General features: G+C 57.2%; 11 protein-coding genes. 9 read left to right on the top strand and 2 right to left on the bottom strand.

The genetic code is table 11. The annotated features are described in order from the left end of the window. Positions 1–370 precede the first annotated feature (370 nt). The 9 genes from RISK_RS15545 to RISK_RS15505 all read left to right on the top strand — a co-directional run bounded on the left by RISK_RS15545 (position 371) and on the right by RISK_RS15505 (position 13,572). Positions 371–1,855 (top strand): CmpA/NrtA family ABC transporter substrate-binding protein, encoded by a 1,485-nt coding sequence (locus tag RISK_RS15545; RefSeq protein WP_390173941.1) that lies wholly within the window; start codon positions 371–373, stop codon positions 1,853–1,855. Positions 1,856–1,936: 81 nt separating this feature from the next. After that, complete coding sequence (locus RISK_RS15540) at positions 1,937–3,052, top strand: ABC transporter permease (protein ID WP_047815211.1); 1,116 nt, start codon at positions 1,937–1,939, stop codon at positions 3,050–3,052. A gap of 47 nt (positions 3,053–3,099) precedes the next feature. Continuing rightward, the gene (locus RISK_RS15535) at positions 3,100–4,047 is read left to right on the top strand and encodes an ABC transporter ATP-binding protein (RefSeq protein ID WP_047815273.1); all 948 of its coding nucleotides are present in this window, start codon (positions 3,100–3,102) and stop codon (positions 4,045–4,047) included. Between the two features lie 108 nt (positions 4,048–4,155). Beyond that, positions 4,156–5,004, top strand: a complete 849-nt coding sequence (locus RISK_RS15530; RefSeq protein WP_047815210.1) for an ABC transporter ATP-binding protein — start codon at positions 4,156–4,158, stop codon at positions 5,002–5,004. Between the two features lie 12 nt (positions 5,005–5,016). Further along, entirely contained in the window at positions 5,017–5,952 is a 936-nt protein-coding gene (locus RISK_RS15525) for a hypothetical protein (protein ID WP_047815209.1), read from the top strand. Between the two features lie 5 nt (positions 5,953–5,957). Beyond that, positions 5,958–7,766, top strand: coding sequence for a DmsC/YnfH family molybdoenzyme membrane anchor subunit (locus tag RISK_RS15520; protein WP_047815208.1), 1,809 nt, complete (start codon positions 5,958–5,960; stop codon positions 7,764–7,766). Next, the gene (locus RISK_RS15515; protein ID WP_047815207.1) at positions 7,763–10,024 is read left to right on the top strand and encodes a molybdopterin oxidoreductase family protein; all 2,262 of its coding nucleotides are present in this window, start codon (positions 7,763–7,765) and stop codon (positions 10,022–10,024) included. Before RISK_RS15520 ends, RISK_RS15515 begins: the two co-directional genes overlap by 4 nt. Then, positions 10,017–11,867 (top strand): NirA family protein, encoded by a 1,851-nt coding sequence (locus tag RISK_RS15510; protein WP_047815206.1) that lies wholly within the window; start codon positions 10,017–10,019, stop codon positions 11,865–11,867. The genes RISK_RS15515 and RISK_RS15510 overlap by 8 nt, the downstream gene beginning before the upstream one ends. Positions 11,868–11,967: 100 nt before the next feature. Further along, complete coding sequence (locus RISK_RS15505; protein ID WP_047815205.1) at positions 11,968–13,572, top strand: sulfite reductase subunit alpha; 1,605 nt, start codon at positions 11,968–11,970, stop codon at positions 13,570–13,572. A gap of 317 nt (positions 13,573–13,889) precedes the next feature. Here the strand turns inward: RISK_RS15505 and RISK_RS32645 are convergent, their stop codons facing one another. Continuing rightward, positions 13,890–14,564 (bottom strand): class I SAM-dependent methyltransferase, encoded by a 675-nt coding sequence (locus RISK_RS32645; RefSeq protein WP_047815204.1) that lies wholly within the window; start codon positions 14,562–14,564, stop codon positions 13,890–13,892. Further along, entirely contained in the window at positions 14,536–14,772 is a 237-nt protein-coding gene (locus tag RISK_RS15495) for an RNA 2'-phosphotransferase (protein WP_047815203.1), read from the bottom strand. Before RISK_RS15495 ends, RISK_RS32645 begins: the two co-directional genes overlap by 29 nt. Positions 14,773–14,840 lie beyond the last annotated feature (68 nt).

Here is a 14,840-nt window from a genome sequence, read left to right as displayed (position 1 = left end):
TCAACATTTTGGCATCCCCAACCATCAACAAGATTTCCAATGCGTGACGCAGCCCACGAAAGGAAATCCCGGAACCTCTAAACACACCCACAGGCGCCTCCTGCACCCGTGCTAACGCAGACGCATTTCTCACCCCTGTCCGTGGCATGACGGTTGCGAACCGTAAAACCTGCATCACCGACGCCACTTTATTGCACACCGTTATCAGCTCTCTTCTCGACGGATAGTTTTCCTCATGCCTTTTTGCCCTTCCGGCTTTTGCCTTGAATCGGAAAGCACCCCGTTCATTTCATCGGATTCGTCCTCGTCCACTCGAAGCGGACAAACTCAGGAACAACAGGCTCCCCGCCCCCAACGCGCCACCGGATCGATGCGAGCCATCGCTGCCGTCAGGGTCAATCCGTTCCTGTTGTTCGGCTGCCTTGCACTGACTGGACTGATGACCGGTTGCAGTGATTCCACGGTCACACTGGCCGATCTCGAAGCCGCCGCATCCAAGGTCGACATCAGCAAAATTGAAGTCAGTGTCGATCCTTCAGCCACCGCTGAGATGCTGGATTTGGAGAAGTCGGACCTGACCTTCGGGTTCATCAAACTGACCGATTGTGCCCCCTTGGTGATCGCGAAGGAGATGGGCTACTTCGATGATGAAGGCCTGAACGTGACGCTCGAAACCCAGTCAAACTGGAAGATCCTGCTCGACAACGTCATCAACGGGCAACTCGACGGAGCTCACATGCTGGCCGGCCAGCCCATCGGTGCCACGATCGGTGTTGGAACCAAGTCGCCGATCGTGACCGCCTACAGCCTGGATTACAACGGCAACGGGATCACGGTCAGCAACGAAGTCTGGGCCCAGATGCAGGAGAACGATCCGGCTCTCAACAGCCCAACCCCCAAGCACCCCATCAGTGCAGCCAGCCTGAAGCCAATCGTTGACGAGTACCTGCAGGATGCCGGTGAACCGTTCCCAATGGGAATGGTGTTCCCCGTCAGCACACACAACTACGAGATCCGCTATTGGTTGGCCGCGTCGGGGATCCATCCTGGCATGTACACCGAATCGGACATCAAAGGCTTCACCGACGCGCAAGTCAAATTGTCGACGGTTCCGCCACCGCAAATGCCACAGAATCTCGAAGCGGACATCGTCAAAGGCTACTGCGTAGGCGAACCTTGGAATCAAAAGGCGGTTGTGACTGGCATCGGGGTTCCCGTCATCACCAACTACGACATCTGGAAGAACAACCCGGAAAAGGTGTTCGGCGTCGCGGAATCCTGGGCGGAGGAACATCCACAAACTCACCTGGCTGTGATCAAGGCATTGATTCGAGCCGGCAAATGGCTGGATGCCACCGACGCCACAGGCAAACTGATCAACCGAGAAGAAGCCGTCGACATCCTCAGCCGCAAGGATTACGTCGGCGCGGAAAAGGAAGTGATCAGCAACTCGATGATGGGCACGTTCGTCTTTCAATCCACCGACGTTCGCGAAATGCCCGACTTCAACGTGTTCTTCAAACACGAAGCCAGCTACCCGCACTACAGCGACGCGATTTGGTTCCTGACTCAAATGCGACGCTGGGGACAAATCACCGAATCGAAACCGGCCAGCTGGTATGCCGAGGTGGCCAAACAGGTCTACCGCCCCGAAATCTACCGCCAAGCCGCTGATTTGTTGATCAGCGAGGGCAAGCTGGATCCGAACGAGATCCCGGCTCCTGACTACGACGGCTACCGCGCGGTCACCACCGAATTCATCGATGGCAACCAGTACGACGCCAAAGACCCGATTGGCTACATCAACAGTTTCGACATTGGCAACAAGGACGACGAGTCCCTGGCCAAGAAATAGCCGCGACCACCGGGGTCGTTTGCCCCTGGATCCTGTTCCTTCTTGTCTTCTATCTCCCACCTTTTCTGGACGTATCCCCTGATGAACTGGCGTGGCAATCTTCTCCGTTTTTGCGATGTGGCCGGACTTCCAATTCTCGAACCGTTTGTTCGCTTGGCAGCAGGTGAGGACAAACGCGAACAGTGCATCGGGATCGCAAAGTTCATTCTGCTACCCATCGCTGCAGTTTGCGTGTTCTTGATGTTGTGGGCGGGGGCTGCCTCCACGGTGGTGACCGACAGCGCCAAACTTCCCAGCCCCCAAGCGACTTGGTCGGCGGGCAAACAACTGATCGCGATGCACTACGACCAACGTGCCGCTGACAAAACTGCCAAGCAAGAGAAGTTGACCGAAGCCGTTCAGCTCGTTGCCGAAGCCAACGCATACACCGCTGCAGCAGCCACCGCATCGGGTGAGACGCAAACATTGCTCGAAGACAAATCAACCGCGTTGAAGAAACGCGCCCTCGCCGCAGCCAACTTCACCCCATCTAGCGCCCCGACTTTCATCGACCAGATCTGGACCAGTGTCAAAACCGTCTTCTTCGGTTTTTTCTTGGCCACGATCGTTGCCGTGCCGGTCGGCGTTCTTTGCGGGATGAGTCCTTGGTTCAATGCGGCGGTGACCCCGTTCATTCAAATCTTCAAACCGGTCAGCCCACTGGCTTGGTTGCCTTTGGCGTTCATCGTCATCATGTGGTACTACGCTGGTTACTCCAGCGGCGAAACGTTTTTCAACAAAGCGTTTCTGATCTCAGCGTCAACCGTCTGCCTGTGCTCGCTGTGGCCCACGTTGGTGAACACCACGCTTGGCGTTGCCAGTGTCGACAAGGATTTCATCAATGTCGCTGACGTGCTTCGTCTTTCATGGTGGCAACGTCTGACCAAGATCATCTTGCCCGCCAGTTTGCCACTGATGTTCGCTGGCATGCGAATCAGCTTGGGGGTGGGTTGGATGGTTTTGATTGCCGCCGACATGCTCGCTCAAAACCCTGGCCTCGGAAAGTTCGTCTGGGATGAATTCCAAAACGGCAGTGAGCTGACCTACGCACGAATCGCCTTCAGTGTGATCGTGATCGGAATGATCGGATTGGTCTTGGATCGCATCATGATCTTCTTCCGCAACCTGGTCAGCTTCGGCAACCCTTCCCCCGTTTGATCGTGGATGTCACGGCTTCTCTTCCTTCCTCATCCAGCGGTGCAACCATGAGCACAGTTCTCGAAACGACGCCCAAGTCCAACCGACGAGTCGTCTCGTCCGCTCCCAAGCCAATCGTGCAAATGCGTGGCGTTTGCAAGGGGTACGGCAGTGGTGTGACACGAAACGAAGTCCTGCAGAACATCAACCTCAACATTCGCGAAGGCGAGTTTTTGGCAGTGGTGGGCTTCAGCGGCAGTGGCAAAACGACGTTCACGCAGTTGTTGGCCGGATTGATCGCTCCTGACCAAGGCACGATCACGATGGATGACGAGCCGATCAAGGGCCCATCCCCCGACCGCGGCATGGTGTTCCAGAATTATTCGCTGCTGCCATGGCTGACTGTCCGAGGGAACATCGCCTTGTCGGTCAACGCCGTTTTCAAAGGATGGTCGCGAGAACAACGACGCGAACACGTCGAAAAATTCATCGACATGGTGGGACTCAGCCACGCGGCGCATCGAAGGCCTCACGAGTTGTCCGGCGGGATGCGCCAACGAACCAGTCTGGCAAGGACCTTGGCATTGAAACCGAAAGTTCTGCTGCTCGACGAACCGCTCTCCGCATTGGACGCACTGACACGCGGTCAACTCGGTGACGAGATCCTGAAGATCTGGGGCGAGGAAAAACAGACGTGCGTGATGATCACCAACGATGTGGACGAAGCGATCATGGTCGCCGACCGAATCGTGCCGTTGAACCCTGGCCCGAACGCTTCGCTTGGTCCCGTGTTCACCGTGGGCATCGATCGACCTCGGAACAAAACCGAACTCAACGACAACGATGAGTTCAAAGGATTGCGGAACGCCGTCACGAACTACTTGGTCGCAGTACGTCAAAAGGCCCGTCGCGATGAGTTGGCGGCCAACCCGACCCAAGCCTTCCACTTGCCTGACATTGAGCCCTCTGATTTGTCGCGTCCCTCGCGGGCGGTCTTCAACACAGGTCCTCAATAGGCGTCCCCATTTCGAACGCGATGGCAAACCTGCCTCGCGTTTTGACAGCCCGTCTTTCAGACGCGTGAATCCCCAACACCTTCCACCTTCCAACACAGTGCACCGAACATGCGTGGCTACGTTGAAATGTTCCGTCTCGGCAAAACTTACGACACCCACAATGGGCCCGTCGTGATTGTCGAGGAATTTGATCTCAACCTTGAAAAAGGAGAGTACGTCTCGCTGCTTGGCCACTCTGGTTGTGGCAAGAGCACCGTGCTCACCATGGTCGCCGGACTCAACCCCATCACCAGCGGTGGCGTTGCCATTGACGGACGCGAAATCGACGGCCCGGGTCCCGATCGCGGCGTCGTGTTCCAGTCGCCATGTTTGATGCCCTGGATGACAGCTCTCGAAAACGTGATGCTCGGGGTGAACCAGGTCTATCTGCAAGCCAGCAAAAAGGACCGTCGTGACTTGGCATCGTACTATCTCAACCTGGTCGGGCTGGGCAGCAACCTTCACAAGCGAGCCAAGGACCTCAGCCAAGGCATGCAGCAACGTGTTGGGATTGCCAGAGCGTTTGCACTGCGTCCCAAAATGCTGCTGCTCGATGAGCCGTTTGGCATGCTGGATTCGCTCACGCGGATGGAACTCCAAGAGATCCTTCTCGAGATCTTGATCCGCGACAAAGTCACCACGGTGATGGTCACCCACGATGTCGACGAAGCGCTCTTCATGAGCGATCGCGTGGTGATGATGACCAACGGCCCTCGGGCCAAAGTTGGTGCGATCTTCAGCTTGCCGTTCGACCGCCCTCGGGTTCGCGCCGATGTGCTCGATCATCCCGAGTACTACGACTTTCGCGGCAAGATGATTCAGTTCCTGGAAGACCAGGACCACAAGAAGCTCAAAGCGGACGCGGAGAAACGTGCGACGGCCCAAGCAGCAGAACTCGCAACCGCCGATGCCACCTAAAGGGTTGCCAACATGACTTCAATCTCGATCTCAGAACCATCCAACGCCACCATCACTTTGCGTCACTCATTGCCACCGCTTGCCGTTTCCGATCCGTGCTATCTGCAAGGCGTTCATGTCTGCGATGTCATTGCCCCGGGCGACTTTTCTTCCGATTGCGATGCCAATGCGTTGCCGATCGCAAAGCGATGCCTTGAAGAGGCTGACGCGGTGGTGGTGCAAGAACCATCGTTGTTACCCTCGGAGGCAGCCGCAGCGATGGCGATTCCCGTTCATTGCGGAGGCGTCATTCAGTCCGTCGTTGTCTTGTTCGCGAAATTGCCGACGGAGTCCCTTCCCGATCCAGTCGGCGTGTTCGAAGTCTGGCGTCCCGTCGGTAAATACGATGAAGTCGCACTGCGAGAAGGCTACTACGGCAAACTCGAGCGATTCCAAAACGTCAGTTCCTTTGTGCGTTTTGAAAAGGGCAACGGACTTCCCGGCGTCGTTTGGGAACAGAGCCGAGCACTCGCGCAAGACGACCTCGCCAACCACATGGGTTTCCTGCGGGCGGCGGGCGCGTCCGCGGATTTGCTCAACTCGGCAGTTGGGCTGCCCGTCTTCGCCGACCAATACCTTTCCACCGCCGTCCTGATTCAATCCAAACGCTCCCCGATGGCTCGTGCGATCGAAGTTTGGAACGTCGACGGCAACGAATGTGAATTGACCAGCCAAGCGTATGGGGAAGTCGAACAAGCCTTTCGACTCCCGCCTGCCACACGAATTCCATTGATGACCGGAATCCTCGGATTGGTGGCCGAGCATCAACGGGTTGTGTTGCTCGAGGACATGGAAGCGTTGCTGCTCACTCGTCCTGCTGATCGCGCGTTGCCATGCCCAACCGCTGGACTCGCCATCCCATTTTTTGAGGGCTCCGACCTCAGCTCCATCACCGTTTTGATGTTCTGATTCTTATGTCCAGTCTTCTCCCCACCGAATCGAACTTCGCTCCACCCGTCGGCGCCGTGCCCACGACGGGATTGCCCCTGGACGGACAAGGCGACTCGTTTGATTTGGTCAGCATGCTGCTGAACGAACAGCAAACGTTGACCGCCGTGGAGGACTTCGCGGCGGCACATGAATCCGGCCTTGCCGAAGAACAGATGGTGGCCCCACCGGCGGGTCAGCCCGCTCAGGCTCGTTACTATTCCAAGCTGATGCCCGCCAGCCCACCGGGTCCAGGACAACAACTCGCCTTTGACGTCAACCTTGACACCTGCAGCGGCTGCAAGGCCTGCGTGGTGGCCTGTCACACGATGAACGGTTTGGACGAAACCGAAAGTTGGCGTCGGGTTGGCACGCTGGTCATCGGTGAAACCGATGACGACTCCGCCACTGAAACAGCGACGATCCCGGCCGCGATTGGTGTGCAACACATCACCACGGCCTGTCACCACTGCGAGGACCCAGGTTGCCTCAACGGTTGCCCAGTCAAGGCCTACGACAAAGACCCCGAAACAGGAATCGTTCGACACCTCGACGATCAATGCATTGGGTGCAAGTACTGCACGATGATGTGTCCCTACGAAGTCCCCAAGTACAGCAAACGTCTGGGCATCGTTCGCAAGTGTGACATGTGCCAGCAAAGGCTCGCGACCGGCGAAGCTCCCGCGTGCGTGCAATCCTGCCCGAACGAAGCGATCGCGATTCGAGTCGTTGATCAACAGATTCCAGGTACAAACCCTGAAGATCGCTTGATCAGCGGCGCCCCCCTTTCATCGATCACACGTCCCACCACCGTGTTCCGCAGCAAAGACCCAAGCAAACGATGGCAGGGCCACGCCCAAGACCATGGGATTGATCGCCCCGCTGAAGATCACTGGCCGCTGGCTGCCCTGTTGATTGCCACTCAAGTCGGCGTGGGCATGCTGTTGACCGAACGCGTGCTGGCGGCGATCGGATGGTTGGCCGGTTCCGCCATGCCAACGGAGACGACTCGCTGGACAGCCACAGTTGCCTTGGTGATCTCCATGGTGGGGATGAACTTGGCTCCACTGCACCTCGGACAACCGCTGCGATCCTGGCGCATCTTCCTGGGACTCCGAACATCGTGGCTCAGCCGCGAAGCCGTGTTGCTGGGCAAATTCGTGGGGATCCTGACCTTGGCCGTCGTCACGATGTGGTTGCCTGCGGTCGCTCAATACCTGCCGACCTGGGTTTCCATTCCCGCCTGGGTCCCCGGCACGATGTTGCTGGGAGCCATTGTCTTTGGCATCGCCGGTTTGTTGAGCAGCGGCATGATCTACATCGCCACGAAACGCATCCTTTGGCGTTTTGATCGCACGATGATCCGGTTCCTGGGTACCGCAGCGATCGGAGGCATGTCCACCAGCGCGTTGGTGATCGCCGCGACCACGCAACAACGAACCTCCGTCACTCTCTTGCTCGGCCTGACGACGTTGGGGCTGAGCGTGAAGCTGGCTTGGGAACAAAGCATCTTGCTCCGCCGCCAGCCGGGCAACACCGACGATCCTTGGGATCGACGGAGCCAACGACTGGTCCGCCATCACCTGGCCAAGTGGAGTCTGGGACGACTCGCGCTGGGTTGGACCAGTGTGACGCTGCTGGTCCTTTCAGCCGCCTTGTCACTCGCGGGCTCCATGACATTGGTTGTGGCCTGCACACTGGCCGCCACGTTGCTGCTCGTCACCGGCGAGTTCATCGAACGATTGATTTACTTTTCAAGTGTTGTTACCGATCGCATGCCGGGGACCCTCCGATGAGCATCTCAGCCAAAGACCTCCCGCGAGGCAACTCAAAAGGTCTCCAACTCCCCACGCTGTTGCAACGGCGGACGGGCCCGATGACTCGCGAGTTGATCTTGCGCCCAGGCGATCACGGCTTGGGGATGACGCATGACTCGATGACCGCGGACACGACCACGACCGCCACCTGTGGCTACTGCGCCACCGGCTGCGGGTTGCGATTGCATTTGAAAGACGGGGAGGCCGTCGGCCTGACTCCCGAAACAACCTACCCGGTCAATCTGGGAATGGCTTGCCCCAAAGGTTGGGAAGCCCTGCGTGTCTTGGATTCTCCCGAGCGTGCCACGCAACCGTTGCTTCGTGACCCAAATGGCAAACTGTCATCGATCCCGTGGGACGATGCGTTCACCACCTTTTGCGATCGCATGAAAAAGGTCCAAGCCGAACACGGGACCGAATCCGTCGCCTTTTTGTCCACCGGACAAATTGCCAGCGAAGAAATGGCCTTCCTCGGTGCCCTGGCACGCTTTGGCATGGGCATGCGTCACTGCGATGGGAACACGCGTCAGTGCATGGCCACCGCGGTCACGGCTTACAAAGAGTCCTTCGGGTTTGATGCCCCGCCTTACACCTACGACGATTTCGAACAAAGCGATTGTTTGGTTTTCATCGGAGCCAACCCCTGCATTGGCCATCCAATCATGTGGGAACGAGTGCTTCGCAATCCCAACAATCCCGAAATCATCGTCATTGACCCGCGTCGGACCGAAACGGCTGCTGCCGCCACTCAGCACTTGCAAGTGCGGCCTAAAAATGACTTGGCTCTGCTGTACGCGATCACGAACGAGTTGATCGCGAGAGACTTTGTCGATCATGACTTTGTCCAAAACCACACCCAGGGGTTCGAAGCACTTCAACAACACGTCGCCCAATTCGATCTGGCAACCGTTTGCGAACAAGCGGGTCTGGCCGTGGAAGACGTGTCACATGCGGTGGAAGCGATCGGACGTGGCCGCGCCGTTTCACTTTGGTGGACCATGGGGGTCAACCAAAGCTACCAAGGGACGCGGACCGCCCAAGCGATCATCAACATCGCTCTGATCACCGGAAACATCGGACGCCCAGGAACGGGTGCCAACAGCATCACTGGGCAATGCAACGCGATGGGATCGCGATTGTGGAGCAACACAACCAACCTGTTCGGACACCATTCCTTCTCTGACGAAGCCGATCGCAACAAGGTCGCCGAAGCACTCCAGATCCCCGTCGAACAGATTCCAACAACATCCAGTTGGAAATACGACCGCATCATCGAAGGAATCCGCAACGGCGAAATCAAAGGCCTGTGGGTCGTCGCCACCAATCCAGCGCACAGTTGGATCGACCAAGAGGACGTTCGCGAACTGTTTGCGAAACTGGACTTCCTGGTCGTCCAAGACATGTACGAAACGACCGAGACTTGCTCCCATGCGGATTTGATTTTGCCGTCGGCGGGTTGGGGAGAAAAAGAAGGCACGTTCATTAACAGTGAACGTCGCTACGGATTGCTCAAAAAAGTTCGCCACGCTCCCGGTCAAGCCCTCGCCGACTTTCAGATCTTTCGAGGGATCGCACACCGCTGGGGACTTGGCGAGATGTTCGCCGACTGGTCTTCGCCGGAAGCGGTGTTTCAGATCATGCAGCGAGCCAGTCGAGATCAACCCTGTGACATTTCAGGCATCCAGGGATACGAACAACTCGATCGTTGCGGCGGCATTCAGTGGCCATGGTCAGCCGATCACGCCAGCGGCGGTTTTGAACCGGAACAGCAGCGCCGCCTGTTTGCCGATGGCCAGTTCTTCCACGACGACAACCGAGCTCGCCTGATTGTCGATGAAATCACACCGATGCCTGAGCCGGCCGACGCCCATTACCCCGTCGTGTTGCTCACCGGTCGAGGCACGGTCAGTCAGTGGCACACGCAAACCCGAACACGGCAAAGCCCACTGCTTCGGTCGCTGTATCCCAACCAACCGTACGTCGAGATGCACCCCCGCGACGCGGCGGAACTGGACGTCGAACACGGCGATCTCGTTCGTGTTCGATCTCGACGCGGCCATGCCGATGTGACCGCGTGCTTGACCCACTCGGTCCAGCCTGGACAAGCCTTCATGCCGATGCATTACGAGTGCACCAACCGGCTCACCCTTTCTCACTTTGACCCACACAGTGGCCAACCCAGCTACAAGGATTGTGCGGTCCGAATCGATCCCGTTTTGACGAGCGACCATGACTGATCAACAGGACTCCAAACCGTTTTCGGACGAACAACAGCAATACCTCGCTGGCTTCACCTTCGGTGCCGATGTGGCTCGCGCCGTCCAAGGACTGCCCGTTGTCTCAGGCTCCGGCGGAAAAGGCACGACACTGGCGATCGGCGGAAAACCAACGACGGTTGATGGCGAGGCAATGCCCTCGGGTCCCGACCGATTTGCTTTCGAAGCTCAATCGGCGGTCCTTGCATCCGGCAAAAAGCTGTCGAAAGAGGAACAAGCCAAACGCGAGAAAAACCCACTGGATCTCTGGGACGAAATGCAAGCTCGCTGTGAGGCGGGTGAGTTCCCCAAGGGCACCGATGTGTTCCTGCAAAAGTTCCACGGGCTGTTCTTTGTCGCCCCGGCGCAAGACAGCTTCATGTGCCGGTTGCGACTTCCCGGCGGTCAAATCCAAGCCTGGCAATTGCGGGGACTGGCCGATCTGGCGGACCAATCGGCGGGTCCGTACCTGGACCTGACCACACGCGGCAACGTGCAGTTGCGGGAGATCCCCGCCGATCAAGCCATGAACATTCTGTTCGGGACTCGTGAACTGAACATCGTGCCGCTGGGCAGCGGCGGCGACAACATTCGCAACTGCACCAGCAGCGCCATGTCCGGCTTGGATGCCGATGAACTGATCGAGACTCTGCCGCTCGCCAAACGCATGCACCACTACATCCTCAACCATCGTGAGATGTACGGGTTGCCTCGAAAATTCAACATCGCTTTCGAAGGCGGTGGACGAATCGCGTCCCTGGAAGACACCAACGACATCGGCTTCAAAGCCGTTCGCGTGCTCGATGAAAACGCGTCGGATGACTTGCCCGCGGGCGTCTATTTCCAGCTTTGTCTGGGTGGCATCACCGGTCACAAAGACTTTGCTCGCTACACCGGCGTGTTGCTTCGTGAAAGTGAATGTGTTGCCGTCGCTGCCGCGATCGTTCGAGTCTTCATTCGCACGGGTGACCGGACCGACCGCAAAAAAGCTCGCCTGAAGTACGTGCTCGACGAGATGGGATTTGAGAAATTCATCGCGGAGGTCGAGGCACAAATGGGCCAGACGTTGACCAAGGTCGACGTGAATCGGTTGACCGTCCAAGACATCGAGGATCGCAGTGCTCATGTCGGTGTGTTCCCTCAGAAACAACCCGGTTTGAATTCCATTGGGGTCGTCTTTCCCGTTGGCCGCATGACAACCGACCAAGCTCGTGCTCTCGCGGATTTGTCACTCCGCTATTCCAACGGCGACATTCGTCTGACCGTCTGGCAAAACCTGATCCTGACCAACATCGCCGACGATGATTTACCAGCCGTCCAAGCCGGAATTCGCGAGTGTGGACTCGACTACGAAGCCAACTCGATTCGCGCCGGATTGGTCGCCTGCACCGGTAGCGCGGGCTGCAAATTCGCGGGAGCACCGACCAAGGCCAACGCGATGGAGATCGCCGAACACGTGGAAAGCATGTTGACACTGGACCAACCCATCAACATTCACTTGACCGGCTGTCACCACAGCTGTGCTCAGCACTACATCGGCGACATCGGACTGATCGCCTGCCAAGTCGAAGTCGGCGAGGACATGGTCGATGGCTATCACGTCTGCCTCGGTGGGGGTTGGGGATCACGCCAAGGCATCGCTCGCGAAATCTATTCGTCGATCCCATTCACAAATGTCCCCGCCTTGGTCACCGGCATTCTGTCGAGCTACCAACAACACCGACTCGACGCCAACGAGTCCTTCAATCAATTCGCAACCCGGCTGAGTGATGAAGAACTGAAGGGCTTGGTGGAACTGCCCACCGAATCGTCCGTCGTCTGCTAATTCGTGAATTCACGCCACGCGAAAACCGTTTTTCGCTAACACGGCACCGACCTCATCCAGCTTCCAACCACCTTTCGATTCATTCCCAGGATTGATCCCGATGACCAGCTTCATCCCAGAGACCGCCCCCTTCAACGAACAACAACGAGCCTGGCTAAACGGTTTCTTGGCGGGCTGGACCGGGATCACAGAGTCCGTTGATGGGAACGCAGCCACCGCGATGGCTGCCGGACTGCCCTCCGCTGACACGAATGTCGAAGAGGAAGAAGACTTCCCCTGGCATGATGACTCACTGCCCATTGTCGACCGAATGGAACTCGCCGATGGCAAACCACTGGACCGAAAGCTGATGGCTGCAATGGCTCAGCTGAATTGCGGTTCCTGCGGTTACCTCTGCCAAACGTACAGCGAAGCGATCGCGTCGGGCGACGAAAAAAATGTTTCTCTCTGCAGTCCTGGCGGCAAAGAAACGAAACAGATGATCAAAAAGCTCTTGGCGGAAGCGGGTGACAGCGTCCAACCATCCAGCAATGGCAACGGTTCGAATGGCTCCGAGCTGAATGGTGCCGCCGCCAACGGAGCCGCCGCATGGTCTCGCAAGAATCCTTATTCCGCCAACTTGATCGAGTCCCGACCACTCAACCAAGAAGGCTCCGCAAAAGACACCCGGCACGTCGCAATTGACTTGGTCGGGTCAGGAATCAAGTACGAAGTCGGAGACGCCCTGGGAGTCTACCCAACCAACTGCAGTGACTTGTGCATGCAAATTGTGGATCGTTTGGCAACGGACTCGCACGTCAAAGTGGCGACGCCACAAGGCAACACGAAAACTCTGCTGGAAGCACTGCACGAGGATTGCTGCTTGAAAGATCCAACCGACGAACTGCTGGAACTACTGGTCGGACGCACCCCCAACGCAGACGCTCAAGCAACTCTCAACCACTTGCTCGCCGAAGGGGTTCCCGACGGTTTTGATGTCCTGGACGTCTTGGAGGTCGCCGGGGAATCAACCATCACCGCGACGGAATTCCTGGAATGCCTCGATCCTCTGAACCCTCGCCTGTATTCCATCGCCAGCAGCATGAAGGCGGTCGGTGATCAAGTTCATCTGACGGTTGGCAAGGTCGTCTACGAACGCGAAGGGCGTGTGCGAAAAGGTGTCGCCAGCACCATGTTGGCCGACCGAGTCAACTGCGGCGAAAGCATGCGAGTCTTCGTGCAGCCCAACCACGGTGGTTTCACCGTTCCGGAAAAAGATGCCACCCCCATGATCATGGTTGGCCCCGGAACCGGGATCGCTCCCTTTGTGGCCTTCATCCAAGAACGGGCCGCTCGCAAAGCTTCCGGTGACAACTGGTTGTTCTTTGGTGATCAACACGAAGCGTACGACTTCCTGTATGAATCCGAACTGACCGAGCACGTGCACTCGGGCGTGCTCTCACGACTGGACACCGCATTCAGCCGCGACGGCGACACGAAGGTTTATGTCCAAGACAAAATGCGAGAGAACGCGGCGGAACTTTGGGCATGGTTGAACCGTGGTGCCCACTTTTACGTTTGCGGCGACGCCACCCGGATGGCCGCCGATGTCGACCGAGCCTTGCTGCAGATCATCACTCAAGAAGGCGGCATGTCAGAAGACGAAGGCAAGGCCTACTTGAAAACCATGACGTCCGAGAAACGATACGTCCGCGATGTGTATTGATCGTCGGTGTCAGCCGACGGCTGTTAGGCCCGGTTATTCGACGTAAGTCTCACTGTGGCGATCCAGGGACGACTCATTGAACAAGCTAAATTGACAATTGTAAATTGTAAACTTCTGAGCTGAACAATCGATTTCGGTAGCGCGGTGAATTGACACCGCCTTCGAAACGCACTGCCCGCCTAACAACACAATATCGAGTGGCGAAGGGTTCTGATATCGAAGCTTTTGATTCGCGAACTCAATCACCAAACCAATTTCATCTTTACAATTGTCAATTTGACTTTTTCAATCCCCACGCTCCCCAAACGCCCTCTCACCTAAACCTTGCGAAGCAGGTGCATTCCCTCGCGACCGCGATAGGTCAACAGCAACGCGCCGACCGATCCGCGAGCGTCGACGACGGTTTCGAAGAACTCGTTTTCGCCGGGCCACGGGAACGCGAAAAAGAGGTCAAAGTCTTCGATCTCCAATCCGATCTCGTCGTAGATGTCACCCTCTTCGGTGTCGACGTTGCGTACCTCGCGAGCGATCTCGGACAACTCATCGACACCGCGTGGCACAAAGCTACCGCAATGGATCTGAGCGTCGTTGCGAAGCGAATCAGCGACCTTCTGAGCCTCCGCCACCAATCGGGGTTCGATCTCGATCCCGACGGCTTCCATCCCTCGCAAGGACGCCAGCATCGCGCCAACGGCGAACCCGGCACCGAGTTCGCAAAAACGATTGCCCGCCAACAGGTGATTTTGATCGATCCAAGTCATCGCTTGATCGAGCAAATGAAAATCGCAAGTGACGAAGTTTTCAATCACGGTTTCGTCTGCCAACATGAACGCTTCGATGGCGTCGTTGGCGGAGTCGATCAAGTGCTCCGCTGAATCATGATACGGGAGTTTTTTGATCGAATCCGGAATCTCAATTTCCTGCCACGCCATCGCATCGCTCCTGTTGCAAACTCGGTGGCGTTCAAAGAACTCGGATGCGTTGACCGTCATCACTCAGCGCAAACATCGGGGGTTCGTGCCCCGCGACAACCTGGTGCACTTGTTCGACGGTGATCGATTTCCCGGACTCGTTGGCTTTTGAGACCAGTTCTTCGACGGGCGCGAAACCGTCTGCGTCCAACGTCAAACCGATGGATTGCGGTTCGTGCCGCAGAATGAAGGTCAGGTACTTGCTGATTCGCGTGAGTCGTTTGTTCATTCCGCCCAGTCTAAACACGAATGGTCCATTCGTCGCCGGGGGAAATCCGGGCGGAGCACATTATCGGT

Source organism: Rhodopirellula islandica, from assembly GCF_001027925.1.
Classification (GTDB): Bacteria; Planctomycetota; Planctomycetia; order Pirellulales; family Pirellulaceae; genus Rhodopirellula; species Rhodopirellula islandica.
Note: the sequence above shows the minus strand (reverse complement) of the source record. Positions and strands in the feature narration are given on the sequence as shown.